Source organism: Plantactinospora sp. B24E8, from assembly GCF_039871735.1.
GTDB lineage: Bacteria > Actinomycetota > Actinomycetes > Mycobacteriales > Micromonosporaceae > Plantactinospora.
The window spans coordinates 107,598-126,876 of sequence record NZ_JBDPMH010000008.1 but is presented as its reverse complement, the minus strand read 5'-3'; the positions used below and the strand labels follow the sequence as shown (position 1 = coordinate 126,876).

Annotated in this window: 21 protein-coding genes; 6 read left to right on the top strand and 15 right to left on the bottom strand. The window is 70.9% G+C overall.

What is annotated here, in order from left to right; translation table 11 throughout:
- The first annotated feature begins 200 nt into the window (after positions 1-200).
- The 4 genes from ABGB21_RS15255 to ABGB21_RS15240 all read left to right on the top strand — a co-directional run bounded on the left by ABGB21_RS15255 (position 201) and on the right by ABGB21_RS15240 (position 5,220).
- Positions 201-1,721 carry a YifB family Mg chelatase-like AAA ATPase gene (locus ABGB21_RS15255; RefSeq protein ID WP_347678241.1) on the top strand — a complete coding sequence of 507 codons (1,521 nt, stop codon included), beginning with the start codon at positions 201-203 and terminating at the stop codon, positions 1,719-1,721.
- 68 nt (positions 1,722-1,789) lie between these two features.
- Positions 1,790-3,001, top strand: a complete 1,212-nt coding sequence (locus ABGB21_RS15250) for a DNA-processing protein DprA (protein WP_347678239.1) — start codon at positions 1,790-1,792, stop codon at positions 2,999-3,001.
- A 34-nt stretch (positions 3,002-3,035) separates the two neighbouring features.
- Positions 3,036-3,980 (top strand): tyrosine recombinase XerC, encoded by a 945-nt coding sequence (locus ABGB21_RS15245; protein WP_347653913.1) that lies wholly within the window; start codon positions 3,036-3,038, stop codon positions 3,978-3,980.
- Between the two features lie 49 nt (positions 3,981-4,029).
- On the top strand, positions 4,030-5,220 hold the full coding sequence (locus tag ABGB21_RS15240; RefSeq protein ID WP_347653855.1) for an aminotransferase class V-fold PLP-dependent enzyme: 1,191 nt from the start codon (positions 4,030-4,032) through the stop codon (positions 5,218-5,220).
- A gap of 79 nt (positions 5,221-5,299) precedes the next feature.
- Here ABGB21_RS15240 and ABGB21_RS15235 read toward each other — a convergent pair whose 3' ends face one another.
- Positions 5,300-5,944, bottom strand: a complete 645-nt coding sequence (locus ABGB21_RS15235; protein WP_347678237.1) for a M23 family metallopeptidase — start codon at positions 5,942-5,944, stop codon at positions 5,300-5,302.
- A 281-nt stretch (positions 5,945-6,225) separates the two neighbouring features.
- On the opposite strand from ABGB21_RS15235, the gene ABGB21_RS15230 reads away from it, so the two are divergent.
- A complete protein-coding gene (locus ABGB21_RS15230) occupies positions 6,226-7,371 on the top strand; it encodes a sulfite oxidase (RefSeq protein ID WP_347653852.1) in 1,146 nt (381 codons plus the stop codon).
- A gap of 216 nt (positions 7,372-7,587) precedes the next feature.
- Here ABGB21_RS15230 and ABGB21_RS15225 read toward each other — a convergent pair whose 3' ends face one another.
- The 13 genes from ABGB21_RS15225 to ABGB21_RS15165 all read right to left on the bottom strand — a co-directional run bounded on the left by ABGB21_RS15225 (position 7,588) and on the right by ABGB21_RS15165 (position 17,127).
- Positions 7,588-7,911, bottom strand: coding sequence for a DUF2469 domain-containing protein (locus ABGB21_RS15225; RefSeq protein ID WP_007075222.1), 324 nt, complete (start codon positions 7,909-7,911; stop codon positions 7,588-7,590).
- Entirely contained in the window at positions 7,908-8,720 is an 813-nt protein-coding gene (locus ABGB21_RS15220; protein WP_347653851.1) for a ribonuclease HII, read from the bottom strand. The genes ABGB21_RS15225 and ABGB21_RS15220 overlap by 4 nt, the downstream gene beginning before the upstream one ends.
- Positions 8,714-9,181 carry an NUDIX domain-containing protein gene (locus ABGB21_RS15215; protein ID WP_347653850.1) on the bottom strand — a complete coding sequence of 156 codons (468 nt, stop codon included), beginning with the start codon at positions 9,179-9,181 and terminating at the stop codon, positions 8,714-8,716. Before ABGB21_RS15215 ends, ABGB21_RS15220 begins: the two co-directional genes overlap by 7 nt.
- 113 nt (positions 9,182-9,294) lie before the next feature.
- Positions 9,295-9,945: a signal peptidase I gene (gene lepB, locus ABGB21_RS15210; RefSeq protein WP_347653848.1), complete on the bottom strand. Its 651-nt coding sequence runs from the start codon at positions 9,943-9,945 to the stop codon at positions 9,295-9,297.
- Entirely contained in the window at positions 9,942-10,868 is a 927-nt protein-coding gene (gene lepB / locus ABGB21_RS15205; RefSeq protein ID WP_347678235.1) for a signal peptidase I, read from the bottom strand. Before lepB (ABGB21_RS15205) ends, lepB (ABGB21_RS15210) begins: the two co-directional genes overlap by 4 nt.
- Before the next feature lie 199 nt (positions 10,869-11,067).
- A complete protein-coding gene (gene rplS, locus ABGB21_RS15200; protein ID WP_347653846.1) occupies positions 11,068-11,424 on the bottom strand; it encodes a 50S ribosomal protein L19 in 357 nt (118 codons plus the stop codon).
- A gap of 139 nt (positions 11,425-11,563) precedes the next feature.
- Positions 11,564-12,337 (bottom strand): tRNA (guanosine(37)-N1)-methyltransferase TrmD, encoded by a 774-nt coding sequence (gene trmD, locus ABGB21_RS15195; RefSeq protein ID WP_347653845.1) that lies wholly within the window; start codon positions 12,335-12,337, stop codon positions 11,564-11,566.
- 71 nt (positions 12,338-12,408) lie between these two features.
- A complete protein-coding gene (rimM, locus tag ABGB21_RS15190; RefSeq protein ID WP_347653912.1) occupies positions 12,409-12,969 on the bottom strand; it encodes a ribosome maturation factor RimM in 561 nt (186 codons plus the stop codon).
- 9 nt (positions 12,970-12,978) lie between these two features.
- The gene (locus ABGB21_RS15185) at positions 12,979-13,239 is read right to left on the bottom strand and encodes an RNA-binding protein (RefSeq protein WP_199853371.1); all 261 of its coding nucleotides are present in this window, start codon (positions 13,237-13,239) and stop codon (positions 12,979-12,981) included.
- The gene (rpsP, locus tag ABGB21_RS15180; RefSeq protein ID WP_331216055.1) at positions 13,214-13,663 is read right to left on the bottom strand and encodes a 30S ribosomal protein S16; all 450 of its coding nucleotides are present in this window, start codon (positions 13,661-13,663) and stop codon (positions 13,214-13,216) included. The genes ABGB21_RS15185 and rpsP overlap by 26 nt, the downstream gene beginning before the upstream one ends.
- 418 nt (positions 13,664-14,081) lie before the next feature.
- Positions 14,082-14,948 carry a carbohydrate ABC transporter permease gene (locus tag ABGB21_RS15175; protein ID WP_347653844.1) on the bottom strand — a complete coding sequence of 289 codons (867 nt, stop codon included), beginning with the start codon at positions 14,946-14,948 and terminating at the stop codon, positions 14,082-14,084.
- A complete protein-coding gene (locus ABGB21_RS15170) occupies positions 14,945-15,943 on the bottom strand; it encodes a sugar ABC transporter permease (protein ID WP_347653843.1) in 999 nt (332 codons plus the stop codon). The genes ABGB21_RS15175 and ABGB21_RS15170 overlap by 4 nt, the downstream gene beginning before the upstream one ends.
- Positions 15,940-17,127 (bottom strand): extracellular solute-binding protein, encoded by a 1,188-nt coding sequence (locus ABGB21_RS15165; protein WP_347678233.1) that lies wholly within the window; start codon positions 17,125-17,127, stop codon positions 15,940-15,942. The genes ABGB21_RS15170 and ABGB21_RS15165 overlap by 4 nt, the downstream gene beginning before the upstream one ends.
- Positions 17,128-17,392: 265 nt before the next feature.
- Here ABGB21_RS15165 and ABGB21_RS15160 point away from each other — a divergent pair, with 265 nt between their 5' ends.
- On the top strand, positions 17,393-18,436 hold the full coding sequence (locus ABGB21_RS15160; RefSeq protein ID WP_347678231.1) for a LacI family DNA-binding transcriptional regulator: 1,044 nt from the start codon (positions 17,393-17,395) through the stop codon (positions 18,434-18,436).
- 140 nt (positions 18,437-18,576) lie between these two features.
- Here ABGB21_RS15160 and ABGB21_RS15155 read toward each other — a convergent pair whose 3' ends face one another.
- Entirely contained in the window at positions 18,577-19,233 is a 657-nt protein-coding gene (locus tag ABGB21_RS15155; RefSeq protein WP_347653911.1) for a DUF402 domain-containing protein, read from the bottom strand.
- Positions 19,234-19,279 lie beyond the last annotated feature (46 nt).

The following is a 19,279-nucleotide window of genomic DNA, read 5'->3' as shown; positions in this document are numbered from 1 at the left end:
GCCTTCCCGCCGTCACGTCGCCGCATCCCGGTGGCACGGCGAGCTGGCACGTCACGGGCTGCCATAACACACCTCGCCCTTGATCGTCCGACTGTCCACAGGGCACCCGGTTATCCACAACAGAGGACCACCGGCCCACGCGGGCGCCGTCCAGCCGGCACCGTCGAGACCATGACACCGACAATCAGCGGGTACGACCGATGAGCTACGCCAAGGTGCTCTGTGTCGGTCTGGTCGGGGTGACCGGACACCTCGTCGAGGTCGAAGCCGACCTCGCGCCCGGCCTGCCCACCGTCGTCCTCTCCGGGCTGCCGGACACCGCGCTCAACGAGGCGCGGGATCGGGTCCGTGCCGCGGTGGTCAACTCCGGGCAGCGCTGGCCGAACCGACGGATCACCCTCAACCTGCTTCCCGCCACCCTGCCGAAACACGGTTCCGCCTTCGATCTGGCGATCGCCGCCGCCCTGCTGGGCGGATCCGGCGAGTTGCCGCTGGCTCCCCTGGACAAGGTCGCGGTCCTCGGCGAACTGGGCCTCGACGGCACCGTCCGGCCGGTCCGGGGCGTGCTGCCGATGGTCGCGGCGGCCGCCCGGGCCGGGATAACGCGGGTCATCGTGCCGGTGGAGAACGCGGCGGAGGCGTCGGTGGTGCCGGGCGTGCACGTCCGGGCGGTCGACAGTCTGCACCGGCTCGTCGGGTTCATCCGTGACGGCGCCCCGCTGCTGACCCCACCGTCCCCCTCCCCCGCTCCGCCCCGGCCGGGACCGGACCTGGCCGACGTGGCCGGACAGGAACTCGGCAGGCGGGCGCTGGAGGTGGCCGCCGCCGGAGGACACCACCTGGCCCTGATCGGTCCGCCCGGCGCGGGCAAGACCATGCTCGCCGAACGGATGCCCGCCATCCTGCCGCAGCTGGACGACGAGGCCGCACTGGAGGTCACCGCCCTGCACTCCATCGCCGGCCTGCTGCCGCCGGACGGCCGGTTGATCCGCCGACCACCGTTCCAGGCGCCGCACCACACCGCGACGGTCGCCTCCCTGGTCGGTGGCGGATCCGGGCTGGCCCGACCGGGGGCCGTCTCGTTGGCCCATCGGGGCGTGTTGTTCCTGGACGAGACCCCCGAGTTCCAACGGGGCACCCTGGAGGCGCTGCGACAGCCGCTGGAGAGCGGGCGGATCTCATTGAACCGGTCCCGAGGTGGCACGGAGTATCCCGCCCAGGTTCAGCTGATCGCCGCGGCGAACCCGTGCCCGTGCGCGAAGCCGGCCGGGGACGTCGCCTGCGAGTGTCCGCCACTGACCCGTCGCCGCTATCTGGCCCGACTCTCCGGGCCGTTGCTGGACCGGATCGACGTACAGGTGACGCTGGCGCCGCTGCGTGCCGCCGAACTGATGGACAGCGGACGGACCGTCGAGTCGTCGACGGTGGTCGCCGCGCGGGTCGGCCGGGCGCGGGCCGCTGCCGCCGCCCGCTGGGCCGACGGTGGATGGCGGGTCAACGCCGAGGTGCCGGGCCCGCACCTGCGACGTCCGCCGTGGCGTCTGCCCACCCGCGACACCGAGGCGCTCCGGAAGCTCCTGGACTGTGGCGTCCTCTCCGCCCGCGGCTTCGACCGGGTGATCAGGGTCGCCTGGACCATCGCGGACCTGGACGGACGGGATCGTCCGGAGGCCGCCGACATCGACGAGGCGACCCAGCTGCGGACCGGGAGCGTGGGATGAGCGAGCCGATCACATCCGGACCGCCCGGGGCCCGCCCTGCGGCCGACGTTCACGGTACGAGCCGCGGCATGTCCGGGATGGACGAGGCCAAGGTGGCCAGGATCGCCCTGACCTGGCTGTTGGAACCGGGTAACCGTGCGGTGTTCCGTCTGGTCAGGCAGTACGGTCCGGTCGACGCGCTGCGCCGGTTGTGCGCCGGGGACGTCACCGACGAGCGACTGCGGGCCAAGGCTGCGGCCCGTCTCGGCGCCGGCGACCCGTGGCAGGTCGCGAGCACCGCCGCCGAGATCACGGAGCGGCTCGGTGCCCGGCTGGTGACCCCGGAGGACAGCGAGTGGCCGGCACAGCTGGGACACCTCGAACGGCTCACCCTGGCCCATGCCGACCGGCGGGTCGACCAGGAGATGGCGCCACCGCTCTGCCTCTGGGTACGGGGTGGCTGGGACCTCGGCGAGACCCTGGAGCGTTCGGTGGCGGTGGTCGGCTCCCGGGCCGCCACCGCGTACGGGCAGCACGTCGCCGCCGGCATCGGCTACGGCCTCGGCGACCGGGGCTGGACCGTCGTCTCCGGCGGCGCCTTCGGCGTCGACGCCGCGGCGCACCGGGGCGCACTCAACGCGGGTGGTCGCACGGTGGCGGTGCTGGCCTGCGGTGTCGACCGTCCCTATCCGGTCGGCAACACCGCGCTCTTCGACCGGATCGCCGAGGTGGGGCTGCTGATCAGCGAGTGGCCGCCCGGGGCGGAGCCGCTGCGGCCCCGCTTCCTGATCCGCAACCGCGTCATCGCCGCCGCGACCGCCGGGACCGTGCTGGTGGAGGCGGCGGCGCGCAGCGGCGCCACCCAGACGCTGCGTCGGGCACTGGCGCTGAACCGACCCTCGATGGTGGTACCGGGCCCGGTCACCTCCGCCATGTCCGTCGGCGCGCACGAACTGCTCCGGGAACACCCGAACGCCCGCCTGGTGACCGGCGTGCCGCACATCCTCGAGGAGGTGGGACGGATCGGCGTGGACCTGGCGCCGCCGGCCCGGGGGCCGGCCCGGCCCCGGGACGACCTTGACGACGAGTCCGCGCTGGTCCTGGAGTCGGTGCCCCGCCGCGGCACGGTGGGGCCGGAGGTGCTCGCCGCCCGGGCCGGGCTCGACCTGCGTACCGCGCTGCGGAAGCTGTCCATGTTGGAGCAGCTCGGCCTGCTCGTCCGGCGTGACGACGGCTACGCCCTCCCCACCGCCGGGGTCGGACGTCCCGGAGCCGGCCGCGTCCCCGGTGTGCCGGGTTGACGTCGCCACCGTTGGGAGCCACCGTGCATGGGTGATGCGTCGCGCGGAACGCCACAGCACCCGGGCCCGCCACGAGGCCCTACCGCCGCCGTTCCAGAACGCCGTGGACGAGTTCGCCCAACACCTCGCCCGGGTGGAGAACCGGTCGGCGCACACCGTACGCGCCTACGTCGCGGACGTGGTGTCACTGCTCGACCACGCGGTCCGGATGGGTTGCGGTGATCCGGGTGCCCTGGACCTCGCCGTGCTGCGGAGCTGGCTGGCCCAACTGCGTACCCTCGGTGCCGCCCCCGCCTCACTGGCCCGGCGAGCCGCGTCGGCGCGTACCTTCACCGGCTGGGCGCACCGGACGGGCCGTACGGACACCGATGCCGGCGCGGCCCTGGCGAGCCCCCGGACCCGCCGGGAGCTACCCGCCGTGCTCCGCGCCGACCAGGCGACCCAACTGGTCGAGGCCCCCGTCGACGACGGCTCTCCCGAGGCGGTACGGGACCGGGTCGTGCTCGAACTGCTCTACGCCACCGGTATCCGGGTCAGCGAACTGTGTGGCCTCGACCTGGGCGACGTCGACCCGGCACGGCGGGTGGTCCGGGTCCTCGGCAAGGGTGACCGGGAGCGCACGGTGCCGTACGGGCTGCCGGCGCAGCGGGCCATCGACGACTGGCTCCGGCGTGGCCGACCGGTGCTGGCCGGTCCGGCGAGTGGTACGGCGCTGCTGCTCGGCACCCGCGGCGGCCGGATCCAGGCGACGGTTGTCCGACGGATGATCCGCCGCTACACGCAGACCGCCAACCTGCCCCGGACCAGCCCGCACGGTCTGCGCCACTCCGCCGCCACCCACCTGCTCGAGGGCGGTGCGGACCTGCGCGCGGTCCAGGAACTGCTCGGGCACGCCTCGCTGTCGAGTACCCAGCTCTACACCCACGTGTCGACGGAGCGGCTCCGTGCCGCGTACCGACAGGCGCATCCCCGGGCCTGACCAGGCCGGCAGCGCTCCGCCGGGCCCGGCCGACGGTTAGGATCATGCGGTGAGCACGACCGGGCCGCAGCCGCCCGAACCGATTCCGGGCGCTCGACTCCTGTTCTCGCTGGACGCGGGCGTCGCCCAACTCAACCACGGCTCGTTCGGCGCGGTCCCGATCTCGGTCCAGCGGGTTCAACAGCGGCTCCGGGACGAGACCGAGGCGAATCCGATGCGGTTCTTCACCCTCGGACTGGTCGACCGGATCACGCACGCCCGCCGCCACCTGGCCGGTTTCCTCGGCTCCGACCCGGAGGGCACGGCGCTGATCCCCAACGCCACCACCGGCGCCGCCATCGTGCTGCAGTCGCTGCGTCTGGAGCCGGGTGACGAGGTGCTCTGCACCGACCACGGGTACGGCGCGGTCAGTCTCTCCATCGATCGGGAGGCCCGGCGCACCGGGGCTGTCCGCCGTACCCTCACCGTGCCGTTGCAGGCCACCGACGAGGAGGTTGTCGAGATCGTCCGGGCTGGGCTGCGGCCAGGTCGTACGAAGCTGCTTGTCGTCGACCACATCACCTCGTCCACCGCCCGGCTGTTCCCGGCGGCGGCGATCGCCGCGACGGCCGGGGAACGCGGCGTGCCGGTCCTGGTCGACGCCGCGCACGCCCCCGGAATGCTGCCGATCGGCGTCGACACGATCGGCGCGGACTTCTGGGTGGGCAACTTCCACAAGTGGGGTTTCGCGCCGCGGGGCACCGCCGCTCTGGTGGTGGCGCCGCAGTGGCGGCGACGGATCGAACCGTTGGCGGTCTCCTGGCAGCAGGACAGCGGTTTTCCGCTCTCCGTCGAGTGGCAGGCGACGCAGGACTACAGCGCCTGGCTCGCCGCCCCGGTCGGGATCTTCACGCTCCGTACGCTCGGAATCGAGCGGGTACGGGCACACAACGCGGAACTCGCCGCGTACGGGCAGTGGCTGGTCGGTCAGGCCCTGGGCGTGGCGCCGGCCGACCTGCCGAATCCCGGCGGGCCGATGGTCTCGATGCGGCTCCTCCCGCTACCGGCCGGTCTGGCGACCACCTTCGCGGACGCGGTGACACTTCGAGAGCGGATCGCCGACGAACTCGGCGTCGACGTCGCGATCAACGCGTGGAACGGCCGGGGCTGGCTCCGGCTCTCCGGACAGATCTACAACCGGGTGGAGGAGTACCAGCGGCTGGCCGAGGCTCTGCCCGCCCTGCTCGCCCGGCACCGGTGACAACCCGGGCCGGGCTGACGGCTCGGCCAGATTGACGGCCCAGGCCGAATGGTCAATCCGGGCCCCCGGATCCGGACGGTCAACCGTGCCCGGACCCGACGTCGACGGGGAGCAGCCGGACCCGTCCGAGCCCGAGTAACAGCAGGGGGTCGAGGTACTCCTCGCCCCGACGCAGCCCCCAGTGCAGACAGGAAACCGTCGGACATCCGGGATGGCCCGGCTGGAGCGACCCGAGCGGGTCCCCGGCGGCTACCCGGTCACCGGCCCTGACCTCCGGTCGTACCGGCTCGTAGGTGGTCCGCAACCCGTTCGGATGAGCCACGCTGACGACTGGCCGGCCGGCGACCATCCCGGCGAAGAGGACCACACCGGCCCCGGCCGCCCGTACCGTCGCCCCGGACGACGCGACAAGATCGACACCACGGTGCCCGCGGGCCCACGGGCGAGGTGGCGGATCGAACTTGCGTACCAGCCGGGGCGTCCCGTCCAGCGGCCAACGGAAGGCGTCGGCCGGGGCACGTCGGACCGGCACGACGGACCCAACCGACGGAAGCCCGACCCGCCCGCCCGGCGGCAACGCGGTCGAACCGCCCGCCGGGGACGCGACCAGCGCTCCCGACCATCCGGCAGCGGGTACTCCCGGCGTGCCGGCGACCAGCACCACCGACAACACGGCCGCCAGCACCGTCGACGCGGCAGCCAACACCGTCGACAACAGCCCCACATTCGGGGACGGTGGTGGCACCGGCAACGTGGCCGCCCGATCGCGTGGTCTCCCTCTCATGGTCCTGCAGCGTCGTCCCGCCCACCCGCTGCCGCAACCGGGTTGACCCGTACCTGTGGACAACCGCCCCGACTGTGGAAAACGCCCGCGAAGCCCGATGATCTGTTATGTCCGCTCTGCTCGCGGCGCCGCGCGGACCGGCCACCACCTGCTCGGAAAGCTCCCCTAGTCTGGACCTCCAGCACGGGGACCAGTCCCGTTACCGGGTCAGAGGAGTGTTGATGACCGCACTGGACGAGGTGAGTCGGCCGGGTCGCGTGGCCGAACCCGAGGAGGCCATCAGCCTCGAGGAACTCGGTCTGGCCGCGCGCAACCACGCACTGCCGCTGGAGGCGCTGCGCTACGACGTCACCCCGGTCGGTCTGCACTACCTGCTCATCCACTACGACATCCCGGACCTGGACGCGGAGCGGCACACGCTGACCATCGACGGCCGGGTGGAGCGGCCGTTGACCCTCGATCTCGACGCGTTGCGCGACCGCCCCCGGGTCACCCGGCGGGTCACCCTGGAGTGTGCCGGCAACGGCCGGGCGCTGCTGACACCCCGGCCGGTCAGCCAGCCGTGGCTGAGCGAGGCGGTGGGTACCGCCGAATGGACCGGTACGCCGCTCGCTCCGCTGCTCCGCGAGGCCGGGCTCGGCCCGGACGCGGTGGACGTGGTGTTCACCGGGGCCGACCACGGCGTCGAACGCGGCGTCGAACAGGACTACCAGCGGGGTCTGCCGGTCGCCGAGGCGCTCCGGGACGAGGTGCTGCTGGCGTACGAGATGAACGGGCTTCCACTGCTGCCACAGCACGGCGCGCCGTTGCGGCTGGTGGTTCCCGGCTGGTACGGCATGGCGCACGTCAAGTGGCTGACCCGGATCAGCGTGCTCGACCGCGAGTTCGACGGTTACCAGAACGCGGTGGCGTACCGGGTCCGGACCGATGCCGACGATCCGGGGGTACCGGTGACCCGGATCGAGCCGCGCGCTCTGCTGAAACCGCCCGGCTTCCCCGATTTCATGTCACGTACCCGGGTGGTGCGGCCCGGGCCCTGCATTGTGGAGGGCCGTGCCTGGTCGGGCCACGGGCCGGTGACCGGGGTCGAGGTGACCACCGACGGCGGGGTCACCTGGGTTGCGGCCGAGCTGGTTCCGGACCTGTCGAGCCCGGACGGGGCGTCTGGGCCGGAGGCGGTCGACGACCGGTGGGCGTGGCGCCGCTGGCGGTACGAGTGGACGGCGACGCCGGGTCGCTACACGCTCGGCGCCCGGGCGACCGACGCCTCGGGCCGGGTCCAGCCGGTCGAACAGCCGTGGAACCGGGGCGGGTTCGCGAACAACCTCGTACAGCGGGTCGAGGTGCTGGTCGCGGCGGAGCAGTAACCGGGGCGGCGGGTCGGGCGCCGAGGTGACGGGTCCGGCCGGTACGCCGGTCGGGCCGCTCCGCCCCCGACGACTGGCTCAGTCGGTCAGCGCCTGCGGAGCCGCTGGTCGGGCCGCTCGCGCCGGCGGCAACCCCCGGGCCCCGGCCGCGACCTGGCCTGGCCTGGCCGCAAACCCGGCCGTGGCCTCGACTCCGGCCCACCTGCGCCAGACCGGTCAGCCGCCGAAGCCGGAATCAGCGGGTAGCGAGATATCAGGCTTTTCCAGCTCTTCGACGTTGACGTCCTTGAACGTCATCACCCGGACATTCTTCACAAATCGCGCTGGCCGGTACATGTCCCAGACCCAGGCGTCGTGCATCTCCACCTCGAAGTAGACCTCGCCGTCAGAGTTACGGACGTGCAGATCTACCTGGTTCGCGAGATAGAACCTGCGCTCGGTCTCCACCACGTAGGAGAACTGGCGAACGATGTCGCGGTACTCCCGATAGAGCTGCAGCTCCATCTCGGTCTCGTACTTCTCGAGATCTTCCGCGCTCATCCCACTCCGCCTTCCATGGCCACATCTTCCCCCACCGACGCTGATGGCCGAGGCCGCTCGCCCAACGCCACGCCGACGGTACTCCCTAGCTGGCCGGCCCGCGCCATCGACTCGATCCCGCCGAGCCCGGCAGGGCGCCGGGTCCGGGGCGGATGACCGATCCGCCCGGAGACAGTGGCGACGTTGACGTACGAGAAGCGGTGTTCCGGGCACGGACCGTGACGTTCCAACGCGGCGGTGTGCTCGGCGGTGATGTATCCCTTGTGCTCGGCGAATCCGTACCCGGGGTGCTGGTCGTCCAGCTCGACCATGATCCGGTCCCGGGTCACCTTGGCCAGCACACTCGCCGCCGCGACACAGGCGGCGACCTGGTCACCCTTCCACACCGCGAGCCCCGGCACACCGAGGCCGTCGACCCCGAACCCGTCGGTCAGCACGTACTCCGGGGAGACCGGGAGCGAGGCCAGCGCCCGACGCATCGCGGCCAGGTTGCAGACGTGCAGGCCCCGGAGATCCACCTCGGCCGCCGGAATGATCACCACCGCGTACGCCAGGGCCCGTTCCACCACCTCGGCGTAGATCCGCTCCCGGGCCGCGGCGGTGAGCAGCTTGGAGTCGGTCAGCCCGTCGATCTCGCCCCGCCGCCCCTCCGGCAGGACCGCGGCCGCCGCCACCAGTGGACCCGCGCAGGCACCCCGGCCCGCCTCGTCGGCGCCGGCGACGTACCGGAAGCCACGCCGCCGCAGCGCGCGTTCCATCGCGTAGATGCCGCCCTCGCGGCGGACCACCGTACGGGGCGGGGTCAGCACGCCTTCTCCCCCTCCAGTGCCCGGCGCAGCAGCTCGGGCAGCTCCTTCGGATAGAACCGCTCGGTCGTGCCCGCCAGTTCCGTCATCGTCCACCACCGGTGGGCGTCGATCGTGTCCCGCTCGACCGAGTCGAATCCCGCCGTGTCCACCTCCCACGGGCCGGTCCGGACCAGGAAGAACTGCTGCTCCTGGCGGTACCACCGGCCGCCGAAGGAGAACTCCGTCGTCTCCCGCCAGACCGGTTCGCCGATCTCGTCCGGAGCGACCCGCAACCCGGTCTCCTCGGCCAGTTCCCGCGCGGCCGCCACCTGCGGCGACTCGTCCGGGTCAAGGCCGCCGCCGGGGGTGAACCAGTACCGGTGTTCCGGTCGCGCCGGGTCCCAGCCCCGGAACATCAGTACCCGGTCCTCGCCGTCGACCAGCAGCACCCGGGCGGCCTGGCGAGGGGTGAAGACGGTCATCCGACCAGCCTAGTCCGGGGCGGGGCGACCACGCTTCCCACGGCGCTCCGGACCCGGTCGCCCCGTCCACCCGGCACGCCGCCGACGCGGCATCCGTCAGCTCTTGGGATCCGTCAGCTCTTGGGATCCGGGATGGCGTCGAAGGAGTCCGGCACGGACAACCAGGTGGCGCGGCCGACCGGCCAGAAGACGGTGAAGGCCCGCCCCACCACGGAATCCTCGGGGATCGTCGCGACGTCGATGTTGCTCTGGCTCTGCTGCCAGTGCTCCAGCGAGTCGCCGGACTGCGAGCGGTGGTCGCCCATCACCCACAGCCGGCCCGGCGGCACGGTGATGTCGAACTCGGTGTCCGCCGCCGGATCCGGTACGCCACCGGGGTCCCGGAAGATGTACGGCTCGTCCAACGACTGACCGTTGATCATCAGACGGTCCTGCTCGTCACAGCAGACCACCCGGTCGCCACCGACCCCGATGACCCGCTTGATGAAGTCCTCGCCCTCCGGGTTGCCGGTCCACTGGGTCGGGGCCTTGAAGACCACGATCTCCCCCCGGTGCGGCGACCGGAAGTCGTAGACCAGCTTGTTGACGAGCACCCGGTCGTCGATGTCGAGGGTGTGCTCCATCGACGGGGACGGAATCCAGAAGGTCTGCAGCACGAACGCGCGGACCAGCACCGCGACCAGGATCGCCACGCCCAGCAGGATGGGCAGCTCCCGCCAGAACGAACCGCGCGGCTTCGGCTTGTCGGTCTGCTCGTCAATCACGGATGGAGCCTACGACGCCGGGTCCCGGACGTACGCCGGGAACGCTGGGTAACGAGCAGAGAGCCCAGAATTGGCATGGCGATGGCCGTATCTCCCAGGTTGGGGGCGGTTTGCGGAGTGCCGTCCCGGTGTCCGTCACCGGCACCCGGTGCGTCCAGGGTGGCCGGGGCGGCGACCGGCGTCGGCAGGTCCTCGAAGGTATCCGGCACCGGCAGGGAGGTCCAGTGGGACAACGGCCAGACGATCACAAAGGCCCGGCCGATCACGTTGTCGATCGGCACCGTCCCCTGGCAGCGCGCGTCCTGCGACACCAGCCGGTGGTCACCCATCACGAACAACTGCCCGGGAGGCACCACCACCTCGTCGAACCGGCGGGACCGACACTCGTCCCGGTTCGGCGGCAGGTCCAGTGGGGAGTTCTCCAGCACGTACGGCTCGTCGAGCGGAGCGTCGTTGACGGTGACCCGACCCTGGTCGTCGCAGCACCGTACCCGGTCACCGGGGAGTCCGACGACCCGCTTGATGAAGTCCTTGTCGCCCGGGCGGCTCACTCCGACCAGGTCGCCGATGGTCCGTCCGAGCTTCGCGACAAATCCGGGATCCGGCTCCTCGGTGAGCTGTGGTGCCCACTCGGCGGTTCCCCGGAAGACCACGATCTCGCCGCGTACCGGATCCCGGAGGTCGTACACGATCTTGTTGACCAGCACCCGGTCGCCGATCAACAGGGTGTCCTCCATGGACCCCGAGGGGATGAAGAACGCCTGGAGCAGGAAGGTACGGATCAGAACGGCGAGGCAGAAGGCGACCACGAGCAGGAGCGGCAACTCCTGCCAGAGCGGCATCTGTTTCCGGGTGCGTCGGGATCGCCGGGGCCGACGACGCCATGGTTCGACATCGTCCTCTTCGTCCACCCTACGCACCACGCATCTCCCCGATCCCGAGACACCGCGCCATCACCGGACCAACTCCGGTGATGGCGCACCGCGAGCGGTAGCGCGGGGTTGTACCGCGACCCCGACGGAGCCAGGGTCGCGGTATCGCTTCTGCCCGTGCGGCCAGCGTAGTCGGCGTGGCCCGGGACGGCACCCCTCGATCGCCTCGGCGTGGTCGGTCGGATCAGCCTCAGCTGGCCCGCTTCTCCCGCTTCTCCTTGATCTTGGCCTTCTTGCCCCGCAGCTCACGGAGGTAGTAGAGCTTGGCCCGGCGGACGTCACCGCGGACCATCACCTCGATGCGGTCGATCGCCGGGCTGTTGAGCGGGTAGGTCCGCTCCACCCCGACGCCGAAGCTGATCTTGCGAACGGAGAAGGTCTCCCGGAGTCCGGCGCCCTGGCGCCGGATCACGACACCCTCGAAGATCTGGACCCGGGACCGGTTGCCCTCGACCACCCGGGCGTGCACCTTCACGGTGTCACCGGCCCGGAAGTCCGGGAGGTCGGTCCGCTGCGACTGGGCGTCAAGGGCGTCCAGGGTGTTCATCGCTGCATCCTCGAAGGCTCACGGCGCACCGATCGTCGGCGCGCGGATGGGTGATTCTGATCCCCACGACAGGCCCGGAACGGGCCCTGGCGGGGATCCTCGCAGCCGTACGCGGGCGCGCACGACTGCGGCAACCCCACTACTCTGCCATATAGTCAACCGAGGGTTGAAATCCGGTCCCGGCCAGGGTCGCCACATCCTTCTTGTCCAGCTCGGCCGGGGCGAGCGCGGCGAGCATGTCCGGCCGGCGCTCGGCCGTCCGGAGCAGGGCCTGGTCCCGCCGCCACCGGGCGATCCGGCCGTGGTCACCGGAGCGGAGGATCTCCGGCACCTCGTGCCCCCGCCAGCTCGGCGGCTTGGTGTAGACCGGCGCCTCCAGCAACCCGTGCGCGTGCGACTCCTCGGCCAGCGAGTCGGCGTTACCCAGCACGCCCGGCAGCAGCCGGGTGACCGCCTCCATGATCACCAAAACCGCGACCTCGCCGCCGAAGAGCACGTAGTCGCCGAGCGAGACCTCCGTCACCCGCATCCGGGTCGCGGCGTGGTCGAGCACCCGCTGGTCGATCCCCTCGTACCGGCCGCAGGCGAAGATCAGCCGGGATTCGGCGGCCAACTCGTACGCCGTCGACTGGGTGAACCGGGCCCCGGCCGGGGTCGGCACCACCAGCCGCGGCGGCTCCGCCCCCGGCGGAGCCAGCGCGTCCAGCGCCTCCCCCCACGGCTCGGGCCGCATCACCATGCCCGGCCCACCGCCGTACGGGGTGTCGTCGACCGTCCGGTGCACGTCGTGGGTCCAGGTCCGCAGGTCGTGCACGGCGACATCCAGTACGCCGGTCGCCCGGGCCCGCCCGATCAGGGACAGCTCCAGCGGAGCGAGATATTCCGGAAAGATCGAGACCACGTCGACCCGCATGTGAGGAAGGGCCCCTCTTGTCGCTTCTTGGGTAGGAAGGGCGCCTGCCGACACCCCAGCCGGGCGACACCTCAGAGGTCGAGCAGCCCCGGCGGCGGGTCGACGACCACCCGTCTCCCGGCCAGGTCGACCTCGGGAACCATCGCCCTGACAAACGGGATCAGCGCGGTACGCCCCTCGGGGCGGCGCAGGACCAGCAGGTCCGAGGCGGGCGCGTGGTCGATCCGGGCGACCTCGCCGAGCACCTCACCGGCGGGCGTCACCACGGTCAGCCCGACCAGCTGGTGATCGTTGAACTCGTCCGGGTCCTCCGGCGCCGGCACCGCCGCGCTGTCGACCCAGAGCAGGGTGTCGCGCAGCGCCTCCGCCACGTTCCGGTCGTAGACCCCGTCGAAGGTGACCAGGAGCCGGCCCTGGTGCCACCGGGTCGCCTCGACCGTGAGTTGTTCGGGCACCCGGACAAGTTCGCCGTGCGCGGTCACCGGTGGGACGTCGACGGACTCCGCCGTCGGATCGGTGCGTAACACCGATCCGACGGCGAACCGTGCTTCGGGATCATCGGTCCGCACCTCCACGGTCACCTCGCCGCGGATACCGTGCGGACGGCCGATCCGGCCGACGATCAGGAGCATCGTCACGGATCAGTACGAGTCGACGATGTCGACCCGTACACCACGTCCACCGATCGAACCGATGACCTGACGCAGTGCCTTCGCGGTCCGACCGGACCGGCCGATGACCGTACCGAGGTCCTCGGGGTGCACGCGGACCTCCAGGCGCTTGCCCCGCCGGGAGTCGACCATCCGGACCCGTACGTCGTCCGGGTGGTCGACGATGCCCTTGACCAGGTGCTCGAGCGCCGGCCGAAGGGCCACGTCAGGCCTGCTCGCCGGAGTCCGCACCGGCCTGCTCCTCGGTCTTCGCGGGGGCCTCGGCGGGGGCCGCCTTGGCTGCCTTCTTCGCCGGCTTAGCCGCCTCGGCCAGTCCGGCCGCCGCCCGCGCCTCAGCCTCGTAGGCCGCCTTGCGGTCGGCCCGCTCCGGTGCCACCAGCAGCGGCGGCGGAGCCGGCAGGCCCTTGAACTTCTGCCAGTCGCCGGTCTTCTCCAGCAGTCGCTGGACGGCCTCGCTCGGCTGGGCACCGACGGAGAGCCAGTACTGCACCCGGTCCGACTTGACCTCGATCACCGAAGGGTCTTCCTTCGGCTGGTAGATCCCGACGAACTCGATCGCCCGACCATCACGCTTCGTACGCGAGTCGGCGACGACGATACGGTATTGCGGGTTGCGGATCTTACCCATCCGCAGGAGCCGGATCTTTACGGCCACAGTGTGTTCGCTCCTGTTGCGATGTCCACCGGCCCGGAAACGGGCGGTGCGCGGGTGAGAGCCGACCGGCACAGTGGGGTTTGGGCCGGGGACTGCTCGATGGACTGGCGACACGCCCGGGGTAGAGGGCGCCGAACGTGCAGCCGGATACCAGCGACCCATTGTGCCAGACCCGGTCGGGGAATCTCACATCGGCCGGCGAAATCGCCCGTACCCCGCCAGGGCGATCACGACGATCATGACCCCTGGTCCCCCACGGGGCGGGGCCCGGCGCCGCCGACCGCAGCCGGGGTCGGGGCCGGAGCCCGCACCGCCGGGCGCCGGGCGCGGGGGCGGACCCGGCGATGCCACCGGGTCCGTACCCCGCGATCCTCGGTCGGTGCCCGCCGGGCCGGCGGTCAGTACCCACCGCTACCGGTCAGCCCTTGACCGCACCCTGCAGGCCACCCACGATCTGCTTCTCGGCGAAGGTGAAGAAGAGCAGTGCCGGCAGCATCGCCAGGGACGTGAAGGCGAGGATGCCCGCCGTGTCGGAGGTGTACTGGCTCGAGAAGTTCTGGACTCCCAGCGGCAGGGTGTGCAGGCTGGCGTCGCTGAGCACCAGCAGCGGCAGCAGGAACGCGTTCCAACTCGCCACGAACGCCAAGATCCCGACCGTGACGAGCGCGGGCCTCGACAGCGGCAGCACGATGAGCCAGAGGAAACCGAGCCGGCCCGTGCCGTCGATCGCGGCGGCGTCCTCCAGTTCGCGCGGAATGGCGGCGAGGAACGGACGCAGGATCACGATGGTGAGCGGCAACGCGAAGGCGACCTGCGGAAGGATCACCGCGTAGTACGAGTTGACCAGGTTCAGGTCGCGCAACATGAGGTAGAGCGGCAGGATCGCCGCTCCGGCCGGGAAGAGCAGGCCGAGCGTGAAGAAGGTGTAGAGCGCCTCGCGCCCCCGGAAGGTGTACCGGGCGAGCACGAACGCCGCACAGACACCGAGCACCACCACGCCGAGCGTCGTACCCAGGGAGATCACCGCGCTGTTGAACGCCTGCCCCCAGAAGTCGCTCTGCGTCAGCACCCGGATGTAGTTGTCCCAGACCCACGGGTCGGGCAGCCCTGCCGGGTTCGCCACGATCGACGGGGTGGTCCGGAAGCCACCGATGATCACGTAGACCACCGGGGCGATCGACACCGCCGCGACCGCGAGCGCCAACGCGTAGGTGAGCGGATTGCCCCAGGACACCGGGCGGCGCTTGGGCGGTGGGCGGAGGACACCGTTCGCGGCCACGGTCATTTCACCCTTCTGCTGGTGATGGCACCCTCGATGTCGCGACGGAGGAGGAAACGCTGGAACAGCAGCGCCGCGACGAAGGAGATGGCAAACAGGATCACGGCCACCGCGTTGCCGTAGCCCCAGAGCCGGGCGAAGAAGCCGTTGTCCACCATGTAGGTCGCCATGGTGGCGGACGCGCCGAGCGATCGCACCGCCGGTACCGAGGTCACCCAGATCACGTCGAAGACCTGCAGCGAGCCGATCATCGACAGGAACATCCAGATCCGGATCGTCGGGCCGAGCAGCGGCAGCGTGATGTGCCGCTGGACCTGCCACCAGCTCGCGCCGTCGATCGCGGCGGCCTCGGTCAGCTCGTGCGGCACGTTCGACAGGCCGGCGAGCAGGAGGATGATGGCGAAGCCGACGTACTTCCAGGTGAGGACGAACATCAGCGTCCAGATGACGATGTCGAGGTCGGCGAGCCACGCCTGGACCAGGCTGCCCAGTCCCAGTGACCGCAGCAGCGCGTCGACCGTGCCGCCGTCGGTCAGGATCAGCTTCCACATGATGCCGACGGTGACTTCGGCGAGCACGTACGGCACGAAGACCAGCAGCCGGAACACGGTCCGCCCGCGGAAGCGTCGGTTGAGCAGCAGGGCCACGCCCAGCGCGATGGGGCCCTGGATCAGCAGTGACCCGAAGACGATGATGGCGTTGTTGCGCAGCGCGTCGAGGAAGATCGGGTCCTCGAAGGCGAGGAAGTAGTTGTCGAGGCCGACGAACTCGGTGGGCGGCCCGACCCCGCGCCAGCGGAAGAGGCTGTAGTAGACCGCGAAGCCCATCGGCACGAGCACGAACATCACGTAGACGACGATCGCCGGCGTCGTGAGCCCGATGATCTCGTACCACTTGCGTCGCTTGTCGGCGCTGCGGGAGGACGGCCTCCGGCCGGGCCGAAGTCCCGCCGGCGGCGCGGACGCGCCGCCGGCGGGGTTCAGGGTTGGGTTGGTGGTCACTTGCGTGCGGCCGCCTTCATCGCGTCGACGACCTTCTGCGGGCTGCCGCTACCGGCGAAGATGGCGACGATCCCGTCGTTCATCGCGGCACCGACGGTGCTACCGAACGCCGTGTCCAGCCAGAGCTGCACGTAGGTGGCGTTGGCGGTGGCCTCCAGGACCGACTTCAGGGCGGGGTCCACGATGTCGGCGTCCGAGCCCTTGATCACGGGCAGCCCGATGTTGAGCGCGGCGTAGCCCTTCTGCACCTCGGGGCTGACGATGTACTTGAGGAACTCGACGCACTCGGCCGGGGCGTTCTTGGCGCAGGCGAATCCGTCGCCACCACCGAGGGCAGCCTTCGGGTCGCCCGCCGAACCGGCGATCGCCGGCACGGGGAACCAGCCCAGGAACTTCGCGAGGGCCGACTTGTCCTCCGCGACGGTCTCCAGGGTGCCCTTGTTCCAGTCGCCCATCAGCTCCATCGCGGCCTTGCCGTTGGCGAGCAGACCGTTGGCGCTGGTCGGGTCGTTCTGGCCCGGGGTGGCGATGAAGTTGTTCTGGAACGGCGTGGTGTCGATGAAGGCCTTCAGGTCCGCGCCGGCCTTGACGAAGCAGGGGTCGTCGAAGACCCTCTCGGTGGAGGCCTTCTTCAGGGTGTCGACCGAGCAGGCGCGCAGCGCGAAGTTGTACCACCAGTGCGCGGCGGGCCACTTGTCACCGGCACCGAGGGCGATCGGGATGACGTTGATCGCCTTGAGCTTGGTGACCGCGGCGTTGAGCTCGTCGAAGGTGGTCGGCGGAGCGGCGATGCCCGCCTGCGCGAACATCTCCTTGTTGTACCAGAATCCTTCGATGCCCATCTTGTACGGCAGGCCGTACTGCTTGCCGTCCACCGCCCAGATCTCGGCCACCGACGGGCTGATGTTGGCAACCTCGGTCTTGACCTGGTCGGTGATGTCCTTGAGGTAGTCGGCCTCCACCTGCTCGCGCATCTCGCCGCCGCCCCAGGCCTGGAAGATGTCCGGCGGATCGGTGGTGAGGAGGGCGGCAGGGAGCCGGGTGCGCTGAAGCTGGTTGGTCTCGATCGCCTCGATCTGGATCGTGACGGTCGGGTGGAGCGCGGAGAAGTCCTTGGCGACCTTCTCCCAGTAGGTCTTGCCGGGCCCGTCCTGGGAGGCGTTGTGCCACCAGGTCAGGGTCACCGGGTTCTTGTAGAGTTCGTCCTCATTGGGCGCTTCGCTTTCACCGCCGCTACATCCGGCAGCAAGGAGTGCGCTGGTCGTAAGCAGCGCTAGGACTGTTCCCGCGCGGCGCTTCATCGCCATCGATTGTCTCCTCGACTAGTCAGTCGCGGTACTCAGCTTCGAACGGCGAGTTTTACAGCCCCGTAACTCGGTGTCAACCGTTGTCGATAACGTTTTCGACTCCGCTGTCAGGGGGCGTCACAAGCCCTCTATCATCATCGACGTGGCGTTTCCGCAGCGTGTCAAGATGTCGGACGTGGCCCGTACGGCCGGCGTCTCGGTGGCGACTGTATCCAAAGTGGTGAATGGTCGGTACGGGGTCGCGCAGGCCACCGTCGAACGTGTCCAGCAGGTTATCCACCAACTCGGGTACGAAGCCAGCCTCGGCGCACAGAGCCTGCGCAGCCACCGCACCAACGTGCTGGGCATCCTGGTCGCCGAATTCGAGCCGTTCTCCACCGAACTACTCAAAGGGGCCTCCCGCGCGGTCACCGGCACCGGCTACCAACTGCTGGCGTACTCGGGGGGCGACGGCGAACGCGGCGCCATCGGCTGGGAACGGCGCTCGCTCGCCCGGCTCTCCGGAACGCTGATCGACGGGGCCGTGATCGTCACGCCGACCGTCGTCGAGACCAAGCAGGGTTTCCACGTGGTCGCCGTCGACCCGCACACCGGCCCGTCCGGCCTGCCCACCGTCGACTCGGACAACTTCGCCGGCGCCATGCTCGCGACCAACTACCTGTTGTCGCTCGGGCACCGCCGCATCGGACACATCAGCGGGCGCGCCGACCTCGAGTCGGCACGTCTGCGCGAGGCCGGTTTCCGCCAGGCCATGGCCGACGCCGGCATCGCGGTGGACGAGCGGCTGGTCCGTACCGGTGGGTTCCGGATCGAGAGCGCCGCCGGTACGGCCGCGGAACTGCTCACCCTCCCCGACCGCCCGTCCGCGGTCTTCGCGGGGAACGACCTCTCCGCGATCTCCACGCTCAGCGTCGCCCGGAGCCTCGGTCTCGCCGTGCCCGACGACCTGTCCGTGATCGGTTTCGACAACGTTCCGGAATCGGCGCTGGTCAATCCGCCACTGACGACGATCATGCAGCCGCTGCAGCGGATGGGCGCCGAGGCACTCCGCCTGCTCATCGACCTGATCGGCGGAGTCGAACGCGACACGCACATCCGGCTCCCCACCGAGCTGGTCATCCGCGCCTCCTGCCGCCCCTACGCCCCCGCCCGCCAGGACAACCGGCCGTTGACCACCGGCGCCTGAACCCGGGGCGGCGATCGCAGCCACCCCGCCGCCCAGGGCCAGCCGACCTGCCCGTCCCACCAGTCCCGCCGATCCGGTCCGGCTCGAGTGGGAGGACTCCCCCGACAAACCCTACGGACGGTGAGGGAAGAATCGCGGGGTCAGCGGACCGGCGGGCGATCCCAGCCGGGCGGCAGGGTCGGGGTCGACCAGTCGGGGTCGGGGACGAAGTCCGTCCAGGTGCCGTCGAACGGGAACTCGCCGGCCTCGGCCAGCTTGATCACCCGTTCCCCCTCGGCGCGTACCGCCGCCGGGTCCGGCACCCAGTAGTGCTCCGGGATCGCCAGCCGCTCGGCGAACTCGTCCTCGTCCTTCCAGGACCAGCTCAGGTCGGGGCGTACCACCACGTCGAGGTCCTGGTCCACCATGTCGACGCCGGCCACCTCGCCGTCGTCCCAGCGGATGCCGTGCTCCTCGAGGTTGACGTACCAGTTGGCGAACCGGCCGTCCCCGGTGCGGAAGAGCCAGACCGAGTGGTTGGCGCCGGTGGGCAGGAACTTCAGCACCGGCGGGCCGTTCCAGGGGCTGACCTTGAGACGGTACGAGTGGGTCAACCACTCGGCGAACGTCATCGCCCGCATGCCCCGGCCGTCCTCGGTGACCTCGTGCGCCACCGGGGTGTCCCGGGCGACCCAGAGCAGCAGGCCACGGTCGTCGTCACTGACCACCCGGCCGGGTCGGACCCAGCCGATCCGACCGTGCCGGACGTTGCGGTGCAGCACCACCCGACCCCGGGCGAACCGCGGGCCGGCCGCCACGTCGACCGGGCTGACGGCGCCGGCCGGCTCGGCGCCGCCGACCGGA

Excerpts from the sequence above, each read along its gene's own strand:
- ABGB21_RS15175 (WP_347653844.1), bottom strand. The coding sequence starts at position 14,948 with ATGACCGTGGCCGCGAACGGTGTCCTCCGCCCACCGCCCAAGCGCCGC.
- ABGB21_RS15255 (WP_347678241.1), top strand. The coding sequence starts at position 201 with ATGAGCTACGCCAAGGTGCTCTGTGTCGGTCTGGTCGGGGTGACCGGA.
- rplS (WP_347653846.1), bottom strand. The coding sequence starts at position 11,424 with ATGAACACCCTGGACGCCCTTGACGCCCAGTCGCAGCGGACCGACCTC.
- ABGB21_RS15225 (WP_007075222.1), bottom strand. The coding sequence starts at position 7,911 with ATGAGCGCGGAAGATCTCGAGAAGTACGAGACCGAGATGGAGCTGCAG.
- trmD (WP_347653845.1), bottom strand. The coding sequence starts at position 12,337 with ATGCGGGTCGACGTGGTCTCGATCTTTCCGGAATATCTCGCTCCGCTG.
- ABGB21_RS15215 (WP_347653850.1), bottom strand. The coding sequence starts at position 9,181 with ATGACCGTCTTCACCCCTCGCCAGGCCGCCCGGGTGCTGCTGGTCGAC.
- rimM (WP_347653912.1), bottom strand. The coding sequence starts at position 12,969 with ATGCTCCTGATCGTCGGCCGGATCGGCCGTCCGCACGGTATCCGCGGC.
- ABGB21_RS15230 (WP_347653852.1), top strand. The coding sequence starts at position 6,226 with ATGACCGCACTGGACGAGGTGAGTCGGCCGGGTCGCGTGGCCGAACCC.
- ABGB21_RS15245 (WP_347653913.1), top strand. The coding sequence starts at position 3,036 with ATGCGTCGCGCGGAACGCCACAGCACCCGGGCCCGCCACGAGGCCCTA.
- ABGB21_RS15250 (WP_347678239.1), top strand. The coding sequence starts at position 1,790 with ATGTCCGGGATGGACGAGGCCAAGGTGGCCAGGATCGCCCTGACCTGG.